Genomic DNA, 25586 nt, shown 5'->3' with positions numbered 1-25586 from the left:
GTGAAAAAATGACATCGCGCCGTGAACGTGTTAAAATATTTCTGAAACGATAAGACTAATCTGTACAGAGAAAAGAGGTTGGTGGCATGAGTCTGGTACCAATGGTTGTGGAATCAACAAGTCGTGGAGAACGTTCGTACGATATCTATTCCAGATTACTCAAGGATCGCATCATTTTCTTAAGCAGTGCGATTGACGATGATGTCGCCAATCTGGTTATTGCTCAATTGCTGTTTTTGGCAGCAGATGATCCCGAGAAGGACATTCACTTGTACCTCAACTCACCCGGTGGTTCAGTAACAGCCGGCATGGGTATATACGATACGATGCAATATATCAAACCGGATGTTTCAACCATTTGTGTAGGGATGGCAGCAAGCATGGGATCGCTCCTTCTAACAGCTGGGGCGCCGGGCAAAAGATATGCGCTGACCAACAGCGAAGTTATGATTCATCAACCGCTCGGCGGTGTTCAAGGTCAAGCGTCTGATATTTGGATTCACACTGACTGGATCCTCAAGACGAGACAGAAGCTGAATCAAATTTATGTAGATCGCACAGGTCAGCCCCTTGAAAAAATCGAACGGGACACAGACCGCGATAACTTCATGAGCGCGGAAGAAGCCAAGGAATATGGGCTTATTGACCAGGTTCTTTCTTCACCGATGAAATCTTAAAGGGGTGGTTAGATGTTTAAATTTAATGATGAAAAAGGGCAATTGAAATGTTCTTTTTGCGGTAAATCACAAGAGCAGGTTCGTAAGCTTGTAGCAGGACCGGGCGTTTATATATGTGACGAATGTATCGAGCTTTGCACGGAAATTGTGGAAGAAGAGCTCGGTCATGAGGAAGAGCTTGATCTGAAGGATATTCCAAAACCAAAGGAAATTCGTGATATTTTGGATCAATATGTAATCGGTCAAGAGCAAGCGAAGAAATCTCTTTCTGTAGCGGTTTATAACCACTACAAGCGCGTGAACAGCCAAAGCAAGATCGAAGATGTTGAGCTGACTAAGAGTAATATCCTTTTGCTCGGTCCAACAGGTTCTGGTAAAACCTTGTTAGCACAAACGATGGCGAAGATTATCAACGTTCCTTTTGCTATTGCAGACGCTACTTCCTTAACGGAAGCTGGTTATGTTGGCGAGGATGTTGAGAACATTCTGCTCAAACTCATTCAAGCTGCAGATTACGATGTGGAGAAAGCCGAACGCGGCATTATCTATATTGATGAAATTGATAAAGTAGCACGTAAATCCGAGAATCCGTCCATTACTCGTGACGTTTCCGGCGAAGGTGTGCAGCAAGCGCTTCTGAAGATTCTGGAAGGAACTGTTGCTTCTGTGCCTCCGCAGGGCGGACGTAAGCATCCTCACCAGGAGTTTATTCAGATCGACACGACGAACATCCTGTTCATCGTTGGCGGTGCCTTTGACGGTCTGGAGCAAATGATTAAACGCCGTATCGGTAAAAAAATCATTGGCTTCAACGCAGCAGTTGAAGGACAAAAGGATCTTAAGCCTGGCGAATATTTGTCGATGGTATTGCCTGAAGATTTGCTCAAATTCGGTCTTATTCCTGAATTTGTAGGCCGTCTGCCAGTCATCTCGACTTTGGAGCCGCTTGATGAGAATACGCTTGTACGTATCCTTTCCGAGCCTAAAAATGCACTCACTAAACAATATATCAAGCTGCTGGAAATGGACAACGTAGCGTTGAAGTTCGAACCATTGGCACTCGAAGCAATTGCCAAGGAAGCGATCAAACGTAATACGGGAGCCCGTGGACTGCGCGCGATTATTGAGAGCATCATGCTCGATGTGATGTATGAAGTTCCTTCACGCGATGATATTAAGGATTGTGTGATCACGGAACAGGTCGTTCAGGAGAAAGCTTTGCCTGAGCTCAACCTTAAGAAAGACAAGAAGAAAGAGGAAAGCGCGTAAGCCGCTTTTCCTTAACAATACATGTCACAGTCTCCACCTTTCTTCCGCTTATCCCGCTTCACATTAGCGGGAGCGAAGGGGTGGAGCTTTGGCGTTATGGGGGAGAAAAATCATGTTCTTGAGACACCAAACCCGTCCTGTCAATGTTGGCGGGCTCATTATTGGGGGAAACAACGAGGTTGCGATTCAAAGCATGTGTACAACCAAAACCGCTGATGTGGAGGCTACTGTAGCTGAAATATTGCGGCTTGAGGAAGCAGGCTGCCAGCTAGTACGCGTAACTGTCAACAATGAAGAGGCGGCTGCCGCAATCAAGGAGATCAAGAAACAGATTCATATCCCACTCGTAGCGGATATTCATTTCAACTATAAGCTAGCGTTGATGGCTATCGAGAACGGCATCGATAAAGTACGGATTAATCCGGGGAACATTGGTCGTCGCGAAAAGGTAGAAGCGGTAGTTAAAGCATGTAAAGAAAAAGGAATTCCGATTCGGATTGGTGTAAACGCTGGTTCTTTGGAGAATCACCTTTTGGAGAAATACGGATATCCAACCCCAGAAGCCATGGTAGAAAGTGCGTTATACCATATTGGGATTCTGGAGGAACTGGATTTCCACGACATTATCGTTTCTCTAAAAGCATCCGATGTGCCAATGGCCATCGAAGCTTACCGTCAGGCTGCGGAAGTTATCCCTTATCCACTGCACTTGGGGATTACAGAATCTGGCACATTGTTTGCTGGTACAGTGAAGAGCTCCGCAGGTATTGGTGCACTGCTCTCTATGGGCATCGGCAGCACACTGCGTATCTCGCTTAGTGCCGATCCGGTTGAAGAGATTAAGGTGGCGCGTGAGCTGCTGAAGACGTTTGGTCTGATCTCTAACGCGGCGACGCTGATCTCTTGTCCGACTTGCGGACGACTGGATATCGATCTTTTCTCCATCGCTAATGAGGTGGAAGAATACATTTCGAAGCTTAAGGTGCCTATTAAAGTTTCCGTCCTTGGCTGTGCTGTTAACGGTCCTGGTGAAGCACGTGAAGCAGATATCGGTATTGCTGGCGCTCGTGGGGAAGGTTTGCTTTTCCGTTACGGCCAAATGATCCGTAAAGTGCCTGAAGCAGAACTCGTGAACGAGCTGAAAAAGGAAATTGATGCGATCGTGGTGGCTTACGAGGCAACGGGCGAAATCCCAGGCCGCGCCCACGCTAACCTTGCACCTCCGGTGCAATCGAAGTAACTTGGTCTGAATGGTATTTATAAGAATTTTCAATCTCATAATATTATAAACACTTCTTAGCATCGTATAGTAATTTTGGGCGACGTTAGGTAAGTAGTGATCTAAGTGGCGAAGAACGTCCTGTGCAGTTCCGGTATATCCGGGGCTCATGGGGCGTTTTTTTTGCGTTTATTTCCATTTTGGAGGAAGGGATGAGTAAACATGAACTATGAACAAGCCCATGAAAAATTTATTGCGCAGCATCTTGCAAGCAGAACGGGCGAACGTCGGGGGAGGCTGGAGAGAGGGCATGGCCACGCCGAGAAATTATTTTTGCAGAATGTCTGGTGGCCGCTTTGTGGTGATTTCAATAATCTTCATCCGGAGTATGAGGTGCTGGATTTACAAAGACGAGCTTATTTTGCTGATTTTGCTTTTTTGCCGGGGCCGATCAAGCTTTTGTTTGAGATCAAAGGGTATGCAGCTCATGTAAGAGACATGGATAGGCTGAAGTATTGTAATGAGCTAAATCGTGAAACTTTTCTGTACGGAATGGGTTATCAAGTAATTTCATTTGCCTATGATGATGTTGAACAGCGCCCTGAGTTATGTGTTACACTGCTGCGTTTGGCGCTAAGCCGCTACCAAATTGTAGATGCACCGCGTGGCAGACTGCTAATCGCTGAGAAGGAAATCATGCGTTTAGTGGTGCGTCAAGCTGGGGTGATACGCCCTAAAGAAGTCGCTGATTATTTCACGCTAGATCCCAAAACAGTACGCATGATGCTAAAGAATCTCTGTGAAAAAGGCTGGCTTACCCCTGTGAACAGGGGGATCGGCGTCAAAAATGTTGAGTATAAGCTGGCTCGTGATGTTCTTTATTACTGGGATTGATATTTGTAAAGGCTGGTGGTTGATGGCTGATGGCTGATGGAGCAGGTGTAGCAGAAGTGTTTGATGGGGCTGATCATATAGGCGTAACAATGTTGGCCATGGCTTTTGCTGAAGGTGGAAATTTGAAAAGAAGGTATGTGAAGGAGCTTGATGTGAAGTCCGTTATGAAGTAAAACGCAACAATTAGGGAAATTCTCCCTGAAATAAGCCGATTATGGCTCAAAATCAAGCTTATTAGGGAAAAACTCCCTAATAAGAGGAGCATTTCTCCCATTTATGTGTGATTCGTCCAATAATCAGGGAGGATTTCCCTAATTGGCAGCTTTGAGGTCGTGAATCAATGATAAATAGGGAGGATTTCCCTAATTATTTGGCAGGGTACCAATGATACTTAGATTTTTGTACTAAATAGGATGTTTCTACGGGCATAGGAGATACAAAGGGATATGTTCAGCAAATTAAGTTAACTCTGCATCTTAGAGGTAAACTGACGTAACTTCTAGAAGTAACCCACCGTCCCTAGCTAACTCAACTTCTAAAAGTAGCTCACCATGCCCAGCTGGCTTAGCCTCTAGAAGTAGCTCACCGTCCTCAGCTAACTCAGCTTCTAGAAGTAGCTCACCATCCCCAGTTAACTCAGCTTTTAGAAGTAACCCACTGCGTTCAGCTGACTCAGCTTCTAGAAGTAGCTCACCATCCCCAGTTAACTCAGCTTTTAGAAGTAACCCAATGCGTCCAACTAACTCAGCTTCTAAAAGTACCTCCTCGAACTCAACAAAATAAACGTCTACAGGAAACTCCAGACGCCCTTACCCTTTGCGCTACGCACAACTAGGTTCCTTACCCCCACGTAGCACCGATCACGATACTCAGTTACTAAGTATGACGATTCCCCTTAACACCACAGTTACTCAAATTCCCTTTCCACTAATCTCTCCCTCATTTCTCCGCATTCCTCCTTCATTCCTCTTCATCTCTTCATCCCTCCTTTACTTCCGCACTCCTCCTCACTCCTCCGCATTCCTTCCTCTCCAACTTCCTCTCCAACCTCCTCAACAATCTCCTTTTTTTAAAATTATCTAAGCTACATTCGTACTCCCCATACTCATTAATGCCCTTATAGTTAATTATCAGAGTCTATCCTACTGCAACAATTCAACAAATCCTCAAATTCGCGTTTACTAATTACCGAAACGGCTATACTACCTAATAGTAGCCAAGGGTGGAAAGGTAGACTGAACGAAACAGGAGGATGACCTATGGAATTAAGTATAGTTGTGATGATCGTGCAGCTCTTTTTCGCGCTGGTTATCGGCGTATACTTTTGGAATCTGCTGCGGGGTCAGAAGACAAATAAGACAGCGGTGGAACGAGAGTCGCGCAAGGAACTAGACAAGTTACGGAAAATGCGGATGATTACATTAACTAAACCATTGTCGGAGAAAACACGTCCGGCTTCTATTGGAGATATTGTCGGGCAAAAAGATGGGCTGCGCGCCCTGAAAGCCGCACTTTGCAGCGCTAATCCGCAGCATGTGATTATTTATGGTCCGCCGGGAGTGGGCAAGACTGCGGCAGCGCGTGTTGTCATGGAAGAGGCGAAAAAGAATGTGCTTTCTCCTTTTAAAAGTGACGCTAAATTCACAGAGATTGACGCCACTACCGCTCGTTTTGATGAGCGTGGTATTGCTGACCCGTTGATCGGCTCTGTGCATGATCCTATTTATCAAGGTGCAGGGGCCATGGGTGTGGCGGGTGTGCCACAGCCGAAACCGGGCGCGGTCACTAAGGCGCATGGCGGGATTCTTTTTCTGGATGAGATAGGAGAGCTTCACCCTATTCAGATGAATAAGCTGCTTAAAGTGCTTGAAGACCGGAAGGTCCTGCTAGAGAGCGCTTATTATAATTCGGAGGATAATAATACTCCGGCTTATATTCATGATATTTTTCAAAATGGATTGCCTGCTGATTTCCGGCTAGTTGGCGCTACTACGCGCTCTCCGGATGAGATTTCACCTGCGCTGCGTTCGCGCTGCATGGAGATTTATTTCCGCCCGCTGCTGCCGGATGAGATTGCCGTCATCGCGCGTGACGCGATACAGAAAATTGGGCTTAAACCAAGTCCGGAAGCAGTCACTGTGGTGCAACAGTATGCAACCAACGGCCGGGAGGCAGTTAACATGATCCAGCTGGCTGCTGGGTTAGCTTTAACTGAGCAGAGAGATACACTAAATGCTGCTGATGTGGAATGGGTGGCAGGCAGCAGCCAGCTTCCGCTGCGTACGGAACGCAAGATTCCTTCGGCACCACAGATTGGATTAGTGAACGGTCTTGCTGTGTATGGACCGGGTATGGGGACTTTGCTCGAAATCGAAGTTTCCGCAGCGCCTGCTGTGAACGGCCAAGGCAGATTGAACGTGACAGGTGTGGTGGATGAAGAAGAGATCGGTGGAGGCTCCCGCACGATTCGGCGAAAAAGTATGGCAAAGGGCTCAGTTGAGAATGTATTGACCGTACTGCGTACGATGAATCTGGAGCCCGATCGTTATGATCTACATGTGAATTTCCCAGGGGGTACACCGATTGACGGACCTTCTGCTGGAGTAGCGATGGCAGTAGCAATTGTCTCCGCTATTCGTGGACTTCCCGTGGATAACACGGTAGCGATCACAGGTGAGATAGGCATCCATGGTCGAGTTAAGCCAGTGGGCGGTGTAATTGCCAAAGTAGAAGCTGCTTTTCAAGCTGGAGCCACTACAGTGCTTATTCCAAAAGAAAACTGGCAGTCGCTCTTCGCTGACCTCGCACCATTACGCGTTATTCCAATGGAAACAGTAGAAGAGGTGTTCCGTCACCTGTTCGGTGCCGATACAGCTGATGTAAGGCTGCCTGCAGTTGCTGGAGAGCTGTTCTCCGCTGCACCTTCACTCCTGAAGGCCGATGCGGCTGGTGAATCTGCAAAGGGTTAAACTAAATTGATCCCTAATTCGAAGAATAAGGTGAGATTTGTCGCTGTAAAATAAAGGAGGCTGCAGGCAATTCTGCTGCTTCCTTTTTAAATGCTACAAGAAACGTTGTCTCTATTTATGGAAAAGCAAGTCGGTTCTTCTTGAAATCTAAGGACTCTGTTGGTGTTTTGGGGCTGCTTTTGTTAGAATGAATGCATATGAGATTAATTGAGAGCCATGGGAGGTGCGAAAGCGATGATGACAAATAAAACAAAAGGTCGTCGTTTTCCTTTATTGCCGCTAAGAGGGCTTCTTGTGTACCCAAGCATGGTTCTTCACTTGGATGTGGGCCGTGAGAAGTCAGTTCGGGCGCTAGAGAAAGCTATGGTTGAAGATAATTTGATTCTTCTTTGTTCCCAGTCGGAAGTGAATATTGAAGAGCCAGGTCAGGACGATATTTTTCGGGTCGGTACTGTCGCCAATGTGCGGCAAATGCTGAAGCTTCCAAACGGTACGATACGTGTACTGGTTGAAGGTGTAGAACGGGCCGAAATTATTAATTATATCGATAATGATGAGTACTATGAGGTTATGGCGCGTGAGCTGCCGGAAGATGAAGATAGCGATCAAGAATGTGACGCGCTGATGCGTACAGTACTCAATCAGTTCGAACACTATATTACGTTATCCAAAAAAGTGACCCCAGAGACCCTCGCTGCTGTATCCGATATAGAAGAGCCTGGTCGACTTGCGGATGTCATTACGAGTCATTTATCGCTAAAAATTAAGGATAAGCAAGAAATTCTCGAGACGATTGATGTCAGTAAACGGCTGGAGAAGCTTCTTGATATTCTTAATAATGAGCGTGAAGTGCTGGAGCTTGAACGTAAGATCAATCAACGTGTCAAAAAGCAGATGGAAAAGACGCAGAAGGAATATTATTTGCGTGAGCAAATGAAAGCGATCCAGAAAGAACTCGGCGAGAAGGAAGGCCGGGTAGGAGAAGCGGAAGAGCTGCGGACGCTAATGGAAGAGAAAAATGTTCCAGAACGTGTGAAAGAAAAGATGGAGAAAGAAATCGATCGGCTGGAAAAAATGCCAGTCAGCTCTGCGGAAGGCGGCGTCATTCGCAACTATGTAGATTGGCTGCTTAGTCTCCCTTGGAGTGAACAGACAGAGGATGATCTTGACATCAAAAAGGCCGAGCAGGTACTTGATGAGGATCACTACGGTTTGGAAAAACCGAAGGAACGGGTATTGGAATATTTGGCCGTTCAGCAGCTGGTTAAGAAGCTTAAGGGTCCGATTTTATGTCTTGTAGGTCCTCCGGGGGTGGGGAAAACCTCACTGGCTCGTTCCATCGCCCGCTCGCTCAACCGCAAGTTCGTCCGTATCTCGTTAGGTGGTGTACGTGATGAGGCGGAGATTCGAGGACATCGCCGGACTTATGTAGGTGCGATGCCGGGCCGGATTATCCAAGGCATGAAGACGGCGGGTACGATTAATCCGGTTATCCTATTGGATGAAATCGATAAGATGGCTGCGGATTTCCGTGGAGATCCATCTTCAGCGCTGCTTGAGGTGTTGGATCCAGAACAAAACAACACGTTTAGTGATCATTTTGTAGAGCTGCCGTTCGACTTGTCGAACGTAATGTTTGTAACAACAGCGAACGTAGTGCATAATATTCCGCGTCCTTTGCTGGATCGAATGGAAATGTTGTTCATTCCGGGATATACGGAACTGGAGAAACTGCAAATCGGCAGCCGTTATCTATTACCTAAGCAGAAGAAAAACCACGGTCTTGCAGAAGATCAACTGATTATCGAAGACGATAGCTTATTACGCATTGTCCGCGAATATACCCGTGAATCCGGTGTTCGTAATTTGGAACAGCAGATTGCAGCATTATGCCGCAAAGCTGCGAAACAAATCGTGTCTGAGGAAAAAGAGAAAGTGGTCATTCTTCCTGACGACATCAAGGATTATCTTGGGGCTTCTAAATATCGTTACGGTATGGCTGAGCTTGAAGATCAGATCGGTACGGTCACTGGGCTAGCTTGGACTGAGGTCGGTGGAGATACACTGCTGATCGAAGTTACGGTTGTGCAGGGAACAGGTAAACTAACCCTTACCGGACAGCTTGGCGATGTAATGAAGGAGTCGGCACAGGCAGCATTCAGCTATACTCGTTCGAAGGCGGAGGAGCTGGGGCTCCAGCCCGATTTTTATGAGAAGATTGATATTCATATCCATATCCCGGAAGGTGCAATTCCGAAGGATGGTCCGTCTGCAGGGATTACGATTGCAACCGCATTGATCTCCGCGCTCACGAAACGTTATGTTTCGAAGGATGTGGCGATGACAGGTGAAATCACCTTGCGGGGACGTGTACTGCCCATTGGTGGATTGAAAGAGAAATCCCTTGCGGCTCACCGAGCTGGATATAAAAAGATCCTTCTTCCCAAAGACAATGAACGGGATTTGAAAGATATTCCTGAGAGCGTACGTAATGATGTTGAGTTCGTACCTGTATCTAATATGGATCAGGTCTTGCATCATGCGTTAGTTGAGCATCATAATGAAATTAGCAGTGAGCCACCGAGTAGTGTGCATTAGAAAGGAAGTCCTATGAAAGTTAATATTGCCGAATTTATTATCAGTGCCGTTGGCCCTGATCAGTACCCTGATGATTCCTTGCCAGAGGTTGCTCTGGCAGGGCGTTCCAATGTGGGGAAGTCTTCCCTCATTAACCGAATGATTAACCGTAAGAATCTGGCTCGGACAAGCTCCACGCCTGGTAAGACACAACACATGAACTATTACCGTATCAATGAAGACAGCATGTATTTTGTTGACTTTCCAGGTTACGGGTATGCCAAAGTCTCCAAGACACAACGCGCGGTGTGGGGTAAAATGGTTGAGAAATACCTCTCTGAGCGCGATACGTTGAAGCTTGTTCTGCTTATTGTGGACCTGCGGCATTCGCCTACCAGCAATGATAAGATGATGTTCGACTGGTTGAAGCATTATGATCTTCCTATGTGCGTTGTAGCGACCAAAGCGGATAAAATTCCTAAGACACGCTGGCAAAAGCATATCAAGACCATGAAGCAGGAGCTGGGCGTGCTGCCAGGGGATAATTTTATTCCATTCTCCTCGGAAATTGGTCTCGGCAAAGACGAGCTTTGGGGCTTAATCGATGGGTATATTCGCCCTTCTGAGAATGAATCTCCGGATTCAGAGGATGCTGAAATGATAGCAAATGAATCTCAGCAAGAGGAGTCAACCGAAGCGTAAGATATGAACTCATTTAAAATCAAGCAACCATTCCTGGTGGGAATGGTTGTATTTTTTTGTTGATAAAACTAAAATTTCTATGGAAAAGGACCGATAGATAACATATGATAGATATTCATTGCCACATCTTACCCTTTTTGGATGACGGAGCCTCTGATTGGGAAGCTGCTCTTGCCATGGCGCAAGACGCCCACAGAGAAGGGATTACTTCAGTCATCGCCACGCCACATCATGCCAACGGTCAATATATGAATAATGCCCCCAAGATTAAAGAAGCTGTGGAGATGATGAATGAGAGACTTCGTCAGGCTGGTAATCCACTGCTTGTTCTTCCAGGTCAAGAGATCCGTATCTACGGTGATCTGCTGAATGATCTGGAGCGGGGGGAACTGCTGAGTCTTGCAGATTCGCGGTATATTTTACTGGAAATGCCTTCTTCACGAGTACCACGTAACATGGAAGAAATCTGCCACGAGCTGATCATTCAAGGGTTCGTTCCGGTCATCGCCCATCCGGAGCGCAATGCTGAAATAGCTGCTGATCCTTCTAAACTAGAGAGATTGATAGAGTTAGGATCACTTGGACAGGTAACCGCACAGAGTCTTGCAGGCGTTTTCGGGAATAAGCTACAGAGATTGTCGCTGGAGCTATGCCGTAGAAATGCAGTACATGTGTTGGCCTCTGATGCACATGACAGTGTTCATCGTCCTTTTGGATTAAACGCTGCTTATGTGGTTATGGAGAAAGAATTAGGCCCTGAGATGCGTGACTATGTTCGCGGCAATGCTCAGCAAATTATGACCAATGGCGAGGTTATTCATGGAAAACACGTACAAACAAGGGGAAACCGACAAAAATTGTTTGGATTTTTTTTCCGAAAGGGCTGACTAATCTACCTAATAGTGGTAGAATGGGTTTTATTGGGTGATTTAATGCTATACGTAATAGCGTAGCATTTGGGCGAATTGTTCTAGGTCTATGGTAGTACAGTATTTTAATACATAAGAAGAGGTGGATATTTAGTGACTTTGAAAAAGAAACTAGTAGTATCAACATTAGCAGCAAGTATGGTAGCAGCATCCGTAGCGGGTCTTCCGTTGGGAAGCCTTGGAGCAGTAGGCACAGCATCTGCGGCTACAGTTAGTAGCAGTGCAGCAGTTAAGGATAAGGTTCTTGCTGTTTACAAACAATTGACCGCAACAGATGCAGTTTATCTTTACAATTTGAAGACTGAGGTTGCAGCACTGAGTGAGAAAGAATTTACAGAAATTTTTGCTCCAGTACTGAACAAGCTTTCACTGGATGGAGAAGAAACAAAAACATCACTTAAATTGTTCCAAAGCGTTACTAGTGTAGTCTACGATGTCTATGGAAATGACTTCTCCGGAATCCAAGTGATCCGTAACGATGACAAAAACATTGCTTTGGTAAGCAAAATTGCAGCTAAAGCGGGTGTGTCTGGACTTACTGTTGATAGTGTTGCTGAATTCTTGAGCAGTATTGAAACAGAACTTCGTGAACTGGTAGGTAACAAGTCATCAGCAGATTTGTTGGCAATTCTTACATCTGAATCTGGTTACGAGACTTTGTTGGATGAAGCCATTGCGAAAGTGATGAACCACACTACAGGTGCAGGAGCTCTTACAGTAAGTCAGGCTTTGAACAAGCTTGGAGTTACTGCTAATGATGTTAAGCAAACATTGAAAAACCTGAACAATAATATTAAATCCGCAAAACCTGCGGCAAAATCACTTGCTGTTGCTTACGTTAAAGCTTATGGATTTAGTACTGGCGGCGGAGTCGGTCCTGGTAGCGGTGGAAGCGGGAATGGAAGTGTTACAACGCCTGTAGCTCCTGTTCAAACTCCAGGAATCTATGACGTATCTAAGCTCGTAAGCATTGTTGACGGTAAAGCAACCTTGAAATTGGTTGATGCTGATGTAATTAAAGAATTTGATAAACTAGTTGCAGCGAACCCTGGTAAAACTGGTCTTACTTTGACCCTGAATCTGGGAACAGTAAACGCTACTACAGTTGAAGTTCCACTTTCCCAAGCCATTATTGAAGCTGCAAAAGCTAAAGGTATTGCGAATATCGCCGTTACTTTCAACGGTGTAACTGTAACGATTCCTGTAAGCCAATTCAGCACAGCGATTTCATTGACAGTAACTACAGCTAAACCAGAAGTTGTAACTTCCGTTACCAAGCTGAAATTGGCTTCGGATGTGTATGAATTCACACTTAGTGTGAACGGTGTAGTACAAAGCACATTTAAACAACCAATTACTATCAAATTGCCACTTAAGAATACTGATGGTCTTGATAAAGAATTGCTTTCCGTTGGTAAGCTTGTATACGGCGACCTGCAATTCCAAGGTGGAGTTCTTGATGGAGATTTCATCGTAGAACCACGTGATACATTCTCTTCTTACGCAGTACTTGAGAATAAAGTCTCCTTTAATGATATTGCTGCTGTACAAGCATGGGCTGGTAGACAAATTCAAGTCGTAGCTGCTAAAGGTGCAATTGAAGGAGTCGGAGCAGGTAAATTTGCACCGAAGAGCAACGTAACTCGTGCTGAGTTCTCCAAAATGTTGATTCGTGCGCTTAACCTGGAAAACAACTCTGCTGTACAAAGCTTTAGCGATGTAAGTTCAACTGCTTGGTATGCACCATATGTAGCAGTTGCAGCAGAAAAAGGGATTATTACTGGACGCAGTGCGGCCAAATTTGATCCTAATGCAACTATTACACGTGCAGAAATGGCAACAATGATCTCCCGTGCGTTGAAATCTATCAATCCTGATGCAAAAACAGATTCTACTGCAATCAGCAAATTCTCTGATGCTGCTAAGATCAGCGCATCCCTAAGAGATGGCGTAGCGTTTGCAGCTAGCCACAACCTGGTTATCGGAAATGCTGGCAAGTTCAACCCGAACGATACAGCTACCCGTGCTGAAGCAGCAGTAATTATCTACCGTACTATTAACTTCAAGTAAATAAAACTTATAGTATACAGCCTCCTCTCATGTAGGTGAGAGGAGGCGATTTTTTTGCAAATAGGGAAGATTTGAACAGGCATCGAAATATTTCAGAAATAGCTTGGGGGTAATTTCACTTGTCATCACAAGAATTGGATCTTCGCGATTATTTTCAGATCGTCAGGAAGAGACTATGGCTCATTTTCAGCATAGTTGTATTGGTGTGCGGTATTGCTGGTGTATATAGTCTGTATATTAAAAACCCGGTATATGAGGCATCCACGAAGATTATCGTTAACCAAACACCGACGCAGTCAGCGGTGGGGCAGCTTGATTTAAACCAGATTAATACCAATATTCAATTAATTAATACGTATAAGGAAATTATTAAGACTCCGGCCATCCTTGATATTGTTACAAAGGATTATCCGCAATTCAATATTACTGCGGAAGAGCTATTAAAAAAGGTTAATGTGAGTTCCGTAAATAATACGCAGGTGATGACACTTGTCGTTCGAGATAATTCTTATCAGCGGGCTGCTGAAATCGTGAATGCCATTTCACTTGTGTTCAAGGAAGAAATTCCAAGTCTATTTAATGTGGAAAATGTATCGATTCTGAATGAAGCTAAAGTGAATCCAACTGTTGAGCCACGGCCGGTAGAACCAAATGTTTTACTGAACATGGCTATTGCTTTTATCGTCTCTTTGATGATTGGATTAGGGATTGCCTTCCTGCTGGAATATATGGATGACACCCTGAAGACAGAAGCTGATATTGAGAAGTATCTTGGTTTGCCTACCATAGCTATGATTACAAGATTGGGTCAAGATGAAAGCAAGCAAGGTGCCACACAAACACAGAAACAATCATCCAGAAAGGCGGGGGACCTCGAACATGTCACAGCTTCCAAATAAACAACGCCATCTGATCACCGTTACGAACCCACGCTCTCCTGTCTCTGAAGCATTTCGCGCATTGCGCACGAATATTGATTTTTCTTCTGTAGATCAGACTATTCAAGTGATTATGGTCACTTCCTCCGGACCGGAAGAAGGTAAATCTACGGTATCTGCTAACCTGGCGGCAGCTTACGCACAAGCAGATAAAAGAGTATTGTTGATTGACGCCGATTTGCGGAAGCCAACGGCACATAAGACTTTTACACTAAGTAACCGTTTTGGTTTATCCTCCCTACTGTCTCAGCAGGCAGTTCTTGAGGACACTGTCCAAGACTCTGGAGTTAATAATCTTTCAATTATGACCTCTGGACCAATCCCGCCCAACCCGGCGGAAATGATGGCATCTAATCGGATGAGTACTCTTTTACAGGATTTGCGTCAGCGGTATGATGTCATTCTTATTGATACTCCACCACTATTAGCGGTTACGGATGCACAAATTGTGGCCTCGAAGAGTGATGGCGTTATTATGGTTGTCAGCTATGGTAAGGTAAAACGCGATATCGCAGTAAAAGCTAAAGCTAATCTAGATCGTGTAGGTGCAAAAATGCTCGGCGTTGTTCTCAATAATGTAAAACGTAAAGCTAGTGAAGGGTACTATTACTACTACTATGGAAATTGATTTATTCATAATTAAAAATGTTATTTTTGGAGGCACTGAAAATGACAGCGAAATCTAGAGTGATTCTTTTATTCTTCATTGATCTTGCGATCATTTGGTTCAGTATTGTGACATCTTATTTGTTTCGGTACCCTAACCATGCTCTTCAGGAATATGTTGTACAGATGCTGCAATTTGGTTTGATTGCAACATTTGCATTTGGTGGAAGCCTGATATACTTCGGTCTTTACCGAAGAATGTGGCAATATGCCAGTATCGGTGAGATTATATCGGTTTCTAAAGCTATTGTAGTAGGGTCTTTATTTTCATTTGCACTGGCGTATCTAATTTTGCCGGATAGAGTACCTCTTGCCATAGAAGTTCGGTCCATGGAGACTATTCTTTTATTAGTAGGTGGAGTTCGATTTTTATGGAGAGTACTTCATAATGACCGAATCAATTACAAAGACACTAAGACCCATACACTAATTGTAGGTGCTGGTGATTGTGGGTTATTAATTGCTCGGGAAATGATGGGACCCTCTTTTGCACATACCAAATTAATCGGTTTCATTGATGATAATGCGAATAAATACCATATGTATATATTGGGTGTTCCTGTATTAGGTAATCGATATGCTATCCCAGCTATTGTGAAAGAAAGAGAAATTCATGAGATTATCATCGCCATGCCCTCTGTTTCACGTACTGAGATTTCTGAGATTATTAATCTTGCCAAAAAGACTGGAGCAAAGCTGAAGATTATACCGGCTCTTAATGATCTGATCGCTGGAAAAATATCAGTTAAGAAACTTCGGGATGTTAGCGTAGAAGATTTATTAGGTCGTGAGCCGATCGTAGCTGATTTAAACAGTATTTTAGGTTATGTACATCATAAGACGGTGTTAGTTACGGGGGCTGGCGGATCTATTGGTTCAGAGTTATGCCGGCAGATTGCTCCTTTTGGTCCGGACAAGCTAATGTTACTTGGACACGGTGAGAACAGTATTTACACGATTGAAATGGAGCTTCGTAAGAGTTTTCCGGAGTTGAACATTGTAACCGTGATAGCAGATGTACAGGATCGCAGTCGGATAATGGATGTATTCAGTGGCCATAGACCGCATGTGGTCTTTCACGCAGCAGCACATAAACACGTTCCTTTAATGGAGCGTAATCCTTCGGAAGCCATTAAAAATAATGTTTTTGGCACCAAAAATGTTGCGGATTGTGCAGATAAATATGGTGCCGAGAGATTCGTAATGATCTCTTCTGATAAGGCGGTTAACCCAACCAGTGTAATGGGTGCCACTAAACGGATTGCGGAAATGTATGTGCAGAGCCTGCACACCACAAGTCAAACAAAGTTCTCTGCTGTGCGTTTTGGGAATGTTCTTGGCAGTCGTGGTAGTGTGATTCCAGCCTTTAAGCAGCAGATCGCTGCCGGGGGGCCAGTGACTGTGACTCATCCAGAAATGGTGCGTTATTTCATGACGATTCCGGAAGCTGTTCAGCTTGTCATCCAATCTGGTTCTTTCGCCAAAGGCGGAGAAGTGTTCATTCTGGATATGGGAGAGCCGGTTAAGATTCTAACGTTGGCGGAAGACTTAATTACGCTCTCTGGATATGAACCCTATAAGGACATTGATATTCATTTCTCCGGTATTCGTGAGGGTGAGAAGTTATATGAAGAGTTGCTTACAGATGAAGAAAATCTAGGTTCTACTGATCATGGAAGAATCTTTATCGGTAAACCTAATGTCATAAGTCTGAACCAGTTAGAACTGGAGTTTAAACGTTTGGAACGTGTTCTCGCTGAGGAACCAGAAGTCATCCGCGAAATAATCAATCAGATTGTACCGATGCAGCCCGTTGCCCAAGTTGCTATTAGCTAAGTAATTCATAAAGGAGGATATAAAGTGTTCAACAAACGATGGAAAAAGATCCTTTTATGGACGCTGTCAGTTATTGTAGTACTGGGTGTTGGCGGCTTGTTCGCCGCGAATTATGCTGTCGATAAGCTGATGAATTCAATGGCAGATGGTTTTGATCTGGAATCTGAGGATAATGTTGGTGGGCAAGATCAAGGAACGGCACCGACTGATACAGTTGATGATAGTAATGTCGAACCTGTAGAGTCTGCGGTACCTTCTACTCCACCAGTAAATGATGAGGGAAATAGTAATCAAAGTAGTAAAAATAACGATAAACCTAATGGTGAAACAACAGCTTCTACTACTAGTGAACCGACCAAAGCTCCATCATCAGATAAAGAGGGCTCTTCAGATGGTTACACAGCACAGGTCTCCACAGATAAAGCTAAGCAAATTCAAGAAAATGTAACGATTAAGGATAAAGCAGATGTTGCTTCTATTGTTCTTGGTCAACTTAGCGTATCAGATATTAACCACCTAAAAGAGTTAGCCAAAGGTGGTTTAACCGTAGAAGAAAAGCGAGAAGCACGCAGTATCATTCTCGGTAAAGTATCTGATGAGCAATACAATCAGTTATCTCAAATTGCTAAAAAGTACGGAGTTAGTCAAGGAAAAACACGTGACCAAATTATTGCTGAAGAAGAACGACTAAAAGCGAAAGAAAAGGGAAGTGAATAAACATGTCTAAAGCAACACTATCAGTCGTAGCTTTATCATTAGTTGCTTCAATTGGTCTAGCACCATTAACAGCATCCGCACCTATATCTGTGTCAGCAGCGGCTGCGTTACCGAGTACAACGACTAAGGCTGCAACTAATACGATTAAAGTGCAAAGTATGAACGTGAATTTGATTTTTGACGGCGTAAGTATTCATCCACCCGCAGGTCAGTATGTATTCATGTACAACAATACAACTTATGTTCCATTGCGGTTTATGTCATATGCCTTGCAAAAGAGTGTAGCTTGGGATGCTAAAAACGTTAAAGTTACCGTAGCAGAGCCTAGCAGCTCAGAGCTAGTTGTGATTAAAGAATATCTAATGAATGCAACGAACGGGAATAATACTTCAGCAGCAGCGAAGAATATTGTCCTCAATCAAGTTAAGGCAAGTTATGTATTTAACGGTGCAACCAAGGCTTTGCCTACAAGCCAATCTAGCTTTATTCTGAATGGTTCCTTATATGTACCCCTACGTTTTTTATCGGAATCTGTAGGTCATAACATTAGCTGGGATCAGAAGACGAAGACCATTACTGCAGCTTCCAAGGCTTATCAGGAACAAACCACTAATGGATCGACAAACAATGACAATGTTAAGGACCCATCTCCAGTAGCGACACCAGTGCCAACGGATACAATAGGTGCACCAGGTGGTACAGGTGCAACAGGTGGTGGTTCTGCAGGAACTGGAAAGGTTTCATATGAAACTATCACTAGTGACACAGAAGCTAAACTTACGGCGCTTAAAAATCAAAGTCAATCGACATTAATGAGTATTGCATTTGAGTATGTTGGAGCAACAGATGAGGCGAGTAAGAAAAGTATTAAAGCTAAAGGGGTACAACAACTAGCCTCATTCACAGCTAGCTTCAATAGTATAGTTGCTGATGCTGAACAAAAACTGAACAGCAATGGGTATAGCACGGAGATTATTAGTCAATATAAAAGTGAATTTGAATCACAGCTTCAGTTAGGGAAAGATCTGGCTGCGGGAATGGCGGATTAAATATCCGCTGTTTCTTTATCAATATATATGCAGAGGTTGAGTGATGGATGAAGCCTTACTTAGTTGTAAAAAAAACATTTGATTGGATTACTGCTTGTTTTTTAATCATTTTATCTTCACCTATCATGTTAGCAGCAACTATAGCTATCAAGATTGGTTCGAAAGGTCCTGTTTTATTTCGTCAGAAGCGACCTGGTAAGATGGGAAAGATATTTACAGTGTATAAATTCAGAACAATGTCATTAGAGACTGACCAAGATGGAAATCTATTACCTGACATACTAAGAATGACTAGAGTAGGTTCCTTTTTGAGAAAATGTAGTATAGATGAATTGCCGCAATTATTCAATATTCTCAAAGGCGACATGAGCTTTATTGGTCCCCGTCCTCTACTAGTACAATATCTTAAACATTATACTCCTGAACAAAATCGTAGACATGAAGTGGTCCCTGGCATTTCTGGGTGGGCCCAGGTGAACGGTAGGAATACCATCAGTTGGGAAGAAAAATTTCAATATGACGTTTGGTATGTAGATCATATTAGTCTCAGTTTGGATACTAAAATTGTCTTTAAAACCATAAAGAACGTTCTAGTAAGAGAAGGAATAAATAATTCTCAGAATGATACAATGCCGATTTTCTCTGGGAGTACTCTAGATATCTAAGTAGAAAGAGCGAAAGCTGGGTGAATATGGGTGTCTAAGTTATTGATTTTGGGAGCAGGTGGGCATGGCAAGGTAGTTGCTGATGCAGCGTTGAGTACTGGTAATTGGGACGAAATAGCCTTCCTAGATAATAATAAAGAGCTTAATGATGTATTGGGAAAAGCTGTATTGGGTGGATTTGAAAGTTATATGGATCATAGAGAAGATTATTCAGCAGCGTTTGTAGCCATAGGAAATAATGTGACAAGAATGATATGGCTGGACAGACTTGAACGTGCAGGTTATGAAATTCCAAGTATCATTCATCCATCTAGTACAATAAGCAGATTCAGCCAGATAGAAAGAGGCAGTGTCATTATGGCTGGAGTAGTAGTAAATGCTAGTGCTAGAGTTGGTAAAGGCAGTATTCTAAACACTTCATCTACTATTGACCATGACTGTACATTAGAAAATGGGGTGCATATTTCTCCTGGTGTTAATGTATGTGGAACTGTTCATGTGAAAAGCTGTAGTTGGTTGGGTGTGGGTTCTAAAGTGCTAAATAATGTAACTATCGGATTTAACGTAATTGTAGCTGCTGGAACGATAGTGATAAAGGATATCCCGGATAATGTAATGGTGGCAGGAGTGCCTGCGAAAATAAAGAAAAACTTGGAGATGAAGAGCGATGCCGGAAAGGATTTTTTTATCCCCGCCTCATATGAGTGGGAACGAAATGAAGTACATACAAGAAGCGTTTGATACTAACTGGATTGCTCCCCTGGGGACAAATGTGGATAAATTCGAAGAAGAATTATGCGAGTACGTAGGTGTAGAACATGGACTGGCTTTATCCTCTGGGACAGCAGGTATTCATTTAGCACTGAAATATTTTGGTGTCGGTCCAGGGGACTATGTGTTTTGCTCTGATCTAACCTTTGCGGGAAGTTGTAATCCGATTTTATATCAATATGCTAATCCTGTATTCATTGATTCTGAACCTGAAACTTGGAATATGTCTCCTATTGCTTTAGAGGAGGCATTTGAGTGGGCTAAAAAAGAAAATAAAATGCCAAAGGCAGTTATTATAGTTGATTTATATGGTCAGAGTGCTGATTATGATTTGCTAATTCCGATATGTGAACAATATGGTGTTCCAGTTATAGAGGATGCAGCTGAAGCGCTAGGTGCAACGTACAAAGGTAAGAAATGCGGATCATTTGGACATATTGGTATTTTTTCATTTAATGGTAACAAAATTATAACTACCTCAGGTGGTGGTATGGTCGTATCCAATGACGAGGATGCTATTAAAAAAATGCGTTTTTGGGCTACGCAATCGAAAGAAACGTCAAGACATTATGAACATAAAGAGATTGGCTATAATTACAGAATGTCCAATATCTGCGCTGGAATCGGGCGAGGGCAGTTAGAGGCATTAGATTCTTTTATTCAAAAACGTAGAACAATTAATAATTTATATAGAGAATCTCTGAGCGACCTTCCGTTGTCTTTTATGCCAATATCTAATAATGGAAAGCCTAACCATTGGTTGTCAGTTTTAAATCTTTCATCCGGCGAATTAGTTACTCCTGAAGATATCATAGTGCTCCTTGAGGAGGCTAATATTGAATCTCGTCCTGTATGGAAACCAATGCATTCACAACCATTATTTAAAGATTATCCTTTCTTTTCACATGCTAATAATATATCTGGAGGTTTGTTCAAAACTGGTATTTGCCTTCCTTCTGGAAGTGCAATGACTCAAAAGCATTGCGAACAAGTAATTAGTATTATAAAAGGACATTTAATGAAAAATTACTAATCATAGTAAATTCGTTATTTTCTGAAAGGAAGTTTAAGTGAGTTTACGATTTAAGGAGCTATGATAATGGAATTATTATTAAAGATTCTATTTTACTTAAGCGGATTTATTATTGTATGGGCAATGATTGGTTATCCAGTATCATTACGGTTAATAGGTAAGTTGTATAAGAATAGAAAATTGATGAAAAATTATTCACATCAACCAACTGTAACTTTAATGATTGTTGCTCATAATGAACAAAAAGTTATTCTCGATAAGCTGAATAATATATTAGAACTCGACTATCCAGAGGATAAAATAGAGTTCTTAATTTCTTCAGATAACAGTACGGACAATACCAATCAAATTGTAAAGAGTTTTATTGAGAGTCATAAAGAAAAGAATATTATATTATATGAAGTTAATGCTCGAAAAGGAAAGACCAACGCGCAGAACGAAGCTCATAAGAAAGTTAAAACAGAATATTTAGTCATGACTGATGCTAACTCAATTATGAAAAAGGATGCTATAAAAGAACTTATGGCTGCTTTTACTTCTCGGAAGATTGCTTATGTTACTGGGAAACTATCCATAGTGAATAATGAAGTGAATGATGTTAGTAGTTCGGAAGCAAGCTATTGGGATAGTGATCTAGCAATTCGCGAACTTGAAGGAAGAATACAGACAATAACAGCTGGAAATGGTGCGATTTATGCATGCAGAACTTCTGATTATTATGATTTTAATCCGATACAATGTCATGACAGTGCTATGCCACCATTTTATGCATTAAACGGTAAGAGAGCTATTTGTAATCATGATGCAATTGCGTATGAAAAAGCTGGTGAGGTAATTGAAGATGAATTTGGACGGAAAGTTCGTATGAACCGAATTATTCTCAATCATATTTTACCTGATTTGAGAATACTCAATATTTTTAAGTATAAGTGGTTTTCGTACTTTTACTTTGGTCATAGGACATGCAGATATTTATTGTGGTGTTCGCATCTGATTGTATTTTTGACTAATGCACTTTTAATACCAAGTTCAACCTTTTTTCTTGTTACATTTGGTGGGCAGATACTATTTTATTTATTAGCTTTAACTAAAGCAGTAACTAAAACAAATAATAAACTATCTACTTTAATTTACTATTATTGCGTAACAATACTTGCTCAGTGGGTGGGAGTATATAAAATACTGACTGGGAAGTCCAAACCGTTTTGGGAGAAAGCTGAGAGTACAAGGTAAGACCTAATTAGACGAGGTGAAAGAAAATGAAAATAACTGTAGCAGGAGCAGGCTATGTTGGCCTATCAAATGCAATACTATTAGCTCAACATAATGAAATAATTGCTCTAGATATTATTCAAGATAAAGTTGATATGATTAATAATAGAATCTCACCGATTAATGATAATGAGATTGAAGAATATTTGGCAAATAAAAATTTGAATTTAAAAGCAACTACTGATAATTATATAGCATTTAAAGATGCAGACTATGTTATTATCGCTACACCAACCAATTATGATCCTGATAAGAATTATTTTAATACAAGAAATGTTGAAGCAGTTATTGCTAATGTTTTATCCATAAATCCAACTGCTGTGATGGTTATTAAGTCAACAGTACCGGTTGGTTATACTAAAAAAGTAAAAGAGATGTTTGAAACAGATAATATTATCTTTTCACCTGAATTCTTAAGAGAGGGTAAAGCCTTACACGATAACTTATATCCATCACGTATAGTTATCGGAGAACAATCGGAAAGAGCAAAGAAGTTTGCAAATTGTCTGATTCAAGGTGCGATTAAGGATGATATTAAGCTTTTATTTACCGGTTCAAATGAAGCAGAAGCTATTAAATTATTTGCCAATACATATCTTGCTTTAAGGATTGCATATTTTAATGAACTTGATACCTATGCTGAGATAAGAGGATTAGATACAAGACAACTTATTGAAGGAGTATGTCTTGATTCACGCATCGGTAACCACTATAATAATCCTTCATTTGGATATGGTGGATACTGCTTGCCTAAAGATACCAAACAGTTATTAGCTAATTATGCTGATGTTCCAAATAATATTATGGGGGCAATTGTTGATTCTAATAGGACTAGGAAAGATCATATTGCTGAGAGTATTTTTTCCAGAAATCCAAAAATTGTAGGGATTTATCGTTTAACAATGAAAACGGATTCTGATAACTTCAGACAATCTTCTATACAAGGTGTAATGAAGCGTATTAAAGCAAAAGGTATTGAAGTTGTAGTTTACGAACCAACATTAAAGGAAGACAGTTTCTATAATTCAAGAGTGATTAAAGATATTGATGAATTAAAGAGAATTTCAGATGTGATTGTCGCAAATAGAATGTCAGATGAATTAGAGGATGTAGAAGAAAAAGTATTTACGAGAGATTTGTTTAATAGGGATTAAAAGAGGAAATAAGATCAACTTTTTGTAAGATTCTGTTAGAACTTAGATTTAAAATGAGGATTTTTTTCGTGATAATGACATGAATGAAGGGGAAATACTGGTCTGATTTTTAAATATATCCAATTTTATTAAAGGGAGAAAGTCTCAGGAGTTAGAGGGGAGTAGAAAAATGGGATTGCAAGTATTAGTTTCTACTATGGGGCAATATGATTATAGCTTAATTGACAAGATGAATATCCAATCAGATGTTGTTGTAATTAATCAAAGTGATGAAAATGCTGAACATATCCTTGAAAAGGATGGAAAAAACATAAAATGGATCAGTTCAACACAGAGGGGACTAAGTCGTAGTAGGAATATGGCATTGGAAAATTCGAAAAGTGAAATATGTCTATTAGCAGATGATGATCTAGAATATTTGATGGATTATGAGAAGACAATTCTTTCTCAGTTTGAATTATATGAAGAGGCAGATATCATTGCTTTTCAAGTAGAAGGTATAGAAGGTTCTTTTAAACAATACTCAAATAAATCTTATAATGTAAATTATTTAACATCAATGAAAATATCGTCTGTAGAGGTTGCATTTAGATTAGATAGTATTAAAAAAAACGGTCTTAATTTCAATGAACTGTTTGGTGCAGGGTCAAAGTACTTTATGGGTGAAGAAAATATTTTTTTAATGAATTGTTTAAAATGTGGTTTGAAGATTAGATATGTACCTATTAAAATAGCAAACTTACATATTGGTCAGTCTACATGGTTTAAAGGATTTAATAAAGAATACTTATTAAATAGAGGAGCTGCATTTACAGCGATGTCACAAAGGTTGTCTTTATTTTTTATTATACAATTTGCGATTAGAAAAATAGACTTATTTGATAATGAGATAACTAAGTGCCAAGCTGTAAAGTATATGTTAGAGGGGAAAAGAGAGTATCTAAAAGATAAAAGGAAGATGCATTCTAATTTCATCCAAACATAATCATTACAAATTAAAGAGAAAATACTAAATGTTTAGTAACTCAATGAATATAAAAGGAGGTTTGAATGGACACTTGGATACTTTAATAATATTTGTCACATTTAACCCGGGTTCGTATATAGATTATTTAAATAAAAATATCAATTTAATTCTAAATAATAGCGAACACACGCAAGTAATAGTTATTGATAATAGTACAGACAGAGCTGGAATTATGGAATTAATTGATAATTATAAGTATTCGAAGAGATTTAATTATATTCTTAATGAAGTGAATAATGGACCCGGAAGTGGCTTTAATCAAGGTATAAGATACGCGATAACAAATCAATATAAGTATTGTTATTTGGTTGATCAAGACTCACTAATCGATGTGGAGTCTTTAGAGTCGTTGATAATATTTGCAAATACATCTAATATTGATTTTTCATTTCTTTCATCAAAAGTATTGTGTGAAAAAAATCTAACTGAGTTATATTATTTTAGAGCAAATTTCAATAAGAATATGTCCATTTTTTTTTCGAAAAAGAAAAATTATAAAGAAAAATATTTTAAAGTAAATGCTGCAGGATATACTGGGTTATTTTTGGATTTAGATACGATAAAAAGGAACAACATATTTATCAATGAAGATTTGTTTATTGCATTCGATGATTATGATTTTACTTATAGGCTTTCCAAGGTAAACGAAGGGTATGTAGTTACTGATAGTTATATAACTCATCCAAATAAAAGACTTAAATACAACTCATATTTTGGACAGTTTATTCTAAATTATTTAAGACAAATTCCCTTTAGTGAAGATTTCAGAAAATTAAAGTCCTCAAGAAATTATATGTATTTAATTGATGAATATGGATCTCAAAAATCGAAGTTTATAAAATTAAACCTAATAATTTATTTATTTAAATATATAGATAGAGATGTTTACAATAGAGCAGATAACTTGAAAAAGACTGTTACATTAATGAGAAGTATTAATATATAGCTTGAAATATTGTCATTTTATTATTGTTGAGATAAATTTGGAATAAATACTATATACTGCGTTAATATATTCGTTTTTACTTTTACTAATAGTTTGATATTAAGGTTTATATTTTTAAACTTCTAAGCTCATATCTGAAGCACAAAAAAGAAATCTCAAATGCTGACATAAACATTATCAAGGTAATAAGAATGATGAGGTTACTA

At 41.0% G+C, this 25586-nt stretch carries 22 protein-coding genes; all 22 read left to right on the top strand.

Annotated features, from left to right (window positions below; genetic code table 11):
• Positions 1-86: 86 nt before the first annotated feature.
• The 22 genes from clpP (at position 87) to MKY14_RS15430 (ending at position 25380) form a co-directional block, all read left to right on the top strand.
• Positions 87-677, top strand: a complete 591-nt coding sequence (gene clpP / locus MKY14_RS15535) for an ATP-dependent Clp endopeptidase proteolytic subunit ClpP (RefSeq protein ID WP_076129430.1) — start codon at positions 87-89, stop codon at positions 675-677.
• A 12-nt stretch (positions 678-689) separates the two neighbouring features.
• The gene (clpX, locus tag MKY14_RS15530) at positions 690-1946 is read left to right on the top strand and encodes an ATP-dependent protease ATP-binding subunit ClpX (RefSeq protein WP_036685052.1); all 1257 of its coding nucleotides are present in this window, start codon (positions 690-692) and stop codon (positions 1944-1946) included.
• Between the two features lie 112 nt (positions 1947-2058).
• On the top strand, positions 2059-3186 hold the full coding sequence (gene ispG, locus MKY14_RS15525; RefSeq protein ID WP_339188256.1) for a flavodoxin-dependent (E)-4-hydroxy-3-methylbut-2-enyl-diphosphate synthase: 1128 nt from the start codon (positions 2059-2061) through the stop codon (positions 3184-3186).
• A 201-nt stretch (positions 3187-3387) separates the two neighbouring features.
• On the top strand, positions 3388-4059 hold the full coding sequence (locus MKY14_RS15520) for a BlaI/MecI/CopY family transcriptional regulator (protein WP_340976800.1): 672 nt from the start codon (positions 3388-3390) through the stop codon (positions 4057-4059).
• 29 nt (positions 4060-4088) lie between these two features.
• Positions 4089-4232, top strand: coding sequence for a hypothetical protein (locus MKY14_RS15515; protein WP_179086850.1), 144 nt, complete (start codon positions 4089-4091; stop codon positions 4230-4232).
• 1086 nt (positions 4233-5318) lie between these two features.
• Positions 5319-7028 (top strand): ATP-dependent protease LonB, encoded by a 1710-nt coding sequence (lonB, locus tag MKY14_RS15510; protein WP_038573063.1) that lies wholly within the window; start codon positions 5319-5321, stop codon positions 7026-7028.
• Between the two features lie 234 nt (positions 7029-7262).
• Positions 7263-9626, top strand: a complete 2364-nt coding sequence (lon, locus tag MKY14_RS15505; protein WP_076129428.1) for an endopeptidase La — start codon at positions 7263-7265, stop codon at positions 9624-9626.
• 12 nt (positions 9627-9638) lie between these two features.
• Positions 9639-10307, top strand: coding sequence for a ribosome biogenesis GTP-binding protein YihA/YsxC (yihA, locus tag MKY14_RS15500; RefSeq protein WP_036685063.1), 669 nt, complete (start codon positions 9639-9641; stop codon positions 10305-10307).
• A gap of 104 nt (positions 10308-10411) precedes the next feature.
• A complete protein-coding gene (locus MKY14_RS15495; protein WP_076129427.1) occupies positions 10412-11194 on the top strand; it encodes a tyrosine-protein phosphatase in 783 nt (260 codons plus the stop codon).
• 135 nt (positions 11195-11329) lie between these two features.
• Positions 11330-13306, top strand: coding sequence for an S-layer homology domain-containing protein (locus MKY14_RS15490; protein WP_076129426.1), 1977 nt, complete (start codon positions 11330-11332; stop codon positions 13304-13306).
• 119 nt (positions 13307-13425) lie between these two features.
• Entirely contained in the window at positions 13426-14205 is a 780-nt protein-coding gene (locus MKY14_RS15485; RefSeq protein ID WP_340976797.1) for a YveK family protein, read from the top strand.
• Positions 14186-14872 (top strand): CpsD/CapB family tyrosine-protein kinase, encoded by a 687-nt coding sequence (locus MKY14_RS15480; protein WP_036685074.1) that lies wholly within the window; start codon positions 14186-14188, stop codon positions 14870-14872. Before MKY14_RS15485 ends, MKY14_RS15480 begins: the two co-directional genes overlap by 20 nt.
• Positions 14873-14913: 41 nt before the next feature.
• Positions 14914-16746: a polysaccharide biosynthesis protein gene (locus MKY14_RS15475; protein ID WP_340976795.1), complete on the top strand. Its 1833-nt coding sequence runs from the start codon at positions 14914-14916 to the stop codon at positions 16744-16746.
• A 24-nt stretch (positions 16747-16770) separates the two neighbouring features.
• The gene (locus tag MKY14_RS15470) at positions 16771-17463 is read left to right on the top strand and encodes a hypothetical protein (protein ID WP_340976794.1); all 693 of its coding nucleotides are present in this window, start codon (positions 16771-16773) and stop codon (positions 17461-17463) included.
• A 2-nt stretch (positions 17464-17465) separates the two neighbouring features.
• Complete coding sequence (locus MKY14_RS15465) at positions 17466-18512, top strand: copper amine oxidase N-terminal domain-containing protein (RefSeq protein ID WP_340976793.1); 1047 nt, start codon at positions 17466-17468, stop codon at positions 18510-18512.
• A 47-nt stretch (positions 18513-18559) separates the two neighbouring features.
• On the top strand, positions 18560-19177 hold the full coding sequence (locus MKY14_RS15460) for a sugar transferase (protein WP_340976792.1): 618 nt from the start codon (positions 18560-18562) through the stop codon (positions 19175-19177).
• Positions 19178-19207: 30 nt separating this feature from the next.
• Positions 19208-19918, top strand: coding sequence for an acetyltransferase (locus tag MKY14_RS15455; protein WP_340976791.1), 711 nt, complete (start codon positions 19208-19210; stop codon positions 19916-19918).
• A complete protein-coding gene (locus MKY14_RS15450) occupies positions 19893-20981 on the top strand; it encodes a DegT/DnrJ/EryC1/StrS family aminotransferase (protein WP_326046211.1) in 1089 nt (362 codons plus the stop codon). Before MKY14_RS15455 ends, MKY14_RS15450 begins: the two co-directional genes overlap by 26 nt.
• A 66-nt stretch (positions 20982-21047) precedes the next feature.
• Entirely contained in the window at positions 21048-22214 is a 1167-nt protein-coding gene (locus MKY14_RS15445) for a glycosyltransferase family 2 protein (protein WP_340976789.1), read from the top strand.
• Between the two features lie 26 nt (positions 22215-22240).
• On the top strand, positions 22241-23407 hold the full coding sequence (locus MKY14_RS15440; RefSeq protein WP_340976787.1) for a nucleotide sugar dehydrogenase: 1167 nt from the start codon (positions 22241-22243) through the stop codon (positions 23405-23407).
• 169 nt (positions 23408-23576) lie between these two features.
• Complete coding sequence (locus MKY14_RS15435) at positions 23577-24392, top strand: glycosyltransferase (protein WP_340976785.1); 816 nt, start codon at positions 23577-23579, stop codon at positions 24390-24392.
• A gap of 73 nt (positions 24393-24465) precedes the next feature.
• Entirely contained in the window at positions 24466-25380 is a 915-nt protein-coding gene (locus MKY14_RS15430; RefSeq protein ID WP_340976783.1) for a glycosyltransferase, read from the top strand.
• Positions 25381-25586: the final 206 nt, after the last annotated feature.

The sequence above is a fragment of the Paenibacillus sp. FSL R5-0887 genome (assembly GCF_038002305.1).
Taxonomy (GTDB): domain Bacteria; phylum Bacillota; class Bacilli; order Paenibacillales; family Paenibacillaceae; genus Paenibacillus_AQ; species Paenibacillus_AQ odorifer.
This window is presented reverse-complemented; position numbering and strand designations above follow the sequence as displayed.

What these genes read in the sequence shown, in the direction of transcription:
- clpP (WP_076129430.1), top strand. Translation starts at nt 87, where the DNA reads ATGAGTCTGGTACCAATGGTTGTGGAATCAACAAGTCGTGGAGAACGT.
- clpX (WP_036685052.1), top strand. Translation starts at nt 690, where the DNA reads ATGTTTAAATTTAATGATGAAAAAGGGCAATTGAAATGTTCTTTTTGC.
- ispG (WP_339188256.1), top strand. Translation starts at nt 2,059, where the DNA reads ATGTTCTTGAGACACCAAACCCGTCCTGTCAATGTTGGCGGGCTCATT.
- MKY14_RS15520 (WP_340976800.1), top strand. Translation starts at nt 3,388, where the DNA reads ATGAACTATGAACAAGCCCATGAAAAATTTATTGCGCAGCATCTTGCA.
- MKY14_RS15515 (WP_179086850.1), top strand. Translation starts at nt 4,089, where the DNA reads ATGGCTGATGGAGCAGGTGTAGCAGAAGTGTTTGATGGGGCTGATCAT.
- lonB (WP_038573063.1), top strand. Translation starts at nt 5,319, where the DNA reads ATGGAATTAAGTATAGTTGTGATGATCGTGCAGCTCTTTTTCGCGCTG.
- lon (WP_076129428.1), top strand. Translation starts at nt 7,263, where the DNA reads ATGATGACAAATAAAACAAAAGGTCGTCGTTTTCCTTTATTGCCGCTA.
- yihA (WP_036685063.1), top strand. Translation starts at nt 9,639, where the DNA reads ATGAAAGTTAATATTGCCGAATTTATTATCAGTGCCGTTGGCCCTGAT.
- MKY14_RS15495 (WP_076129427.1), top strand. Translation starts at nt 10,412, where the DNA reads ATGATAGATATTCATTGCCACATCTTACCCTTTTTGGATGACGGAGCC.
- MKY14_RS15480 (WP_036685074.1), top strand. Translation starts at nt 14,186, where the DNA reads ATGTCACAGCTTCCAAATAAACAACGCCATCTGATCACCGTTACGAAC.
- MKY14_RS15475 (WP_340976795.1), top strand. Translation starts at nt 14,914, where the DNA reads ATGACAGCGAAATCTAGAGTGATTCTTTTATTCTTCATTGATCTTGCG.
- MKY14_RS15465 (WP_340976793.1), top strand. Translation starts at nt 17,466, where the DNA reads ATGTCTAAAGCAACACTATCAGTCGTAGCTTTATCATTAGTTGCTTCA.
- MKY14_RS15460 (WP_340976792.1), top strand. Translation starts at nt 18,560, where the DNA reads ATGAAGCCTTACTTAGTTGTAAAAAAAACATTTGATTGGATTACTGCT.
- MKY14_RS15450 (WP_326046211.1), top strand. Translation starts at nt 19,893, where the DNA reads ATGAAGTACATACAAGAAGCGTTTGATACTAACTGGATTGCTCCCCTG.
- MKY14_RS15445 (WP_340976789.1), top strand. Translation starts at nt 21,048, where the DNA reads ATGGAATTATTATTAAAGATTCTATTTTACTTAAGCGGATTTATTATT.
- MKY14_RS15440 (WP_340976787.1), top strand. Translation starts at nt 22,241, where the DNA reads ATGAAAATAACTGTAGCAGGAGCAGGCTATGTTGGCCTATCAAATGCA.
- MKY14_RS15435 (WP_340976785.1), top strand. Translation starts at nt 23,577, where the DNA reads ATGGGATTGCAAGTATTAGTTTCTACTATGGGGCAATATGATTATAGC.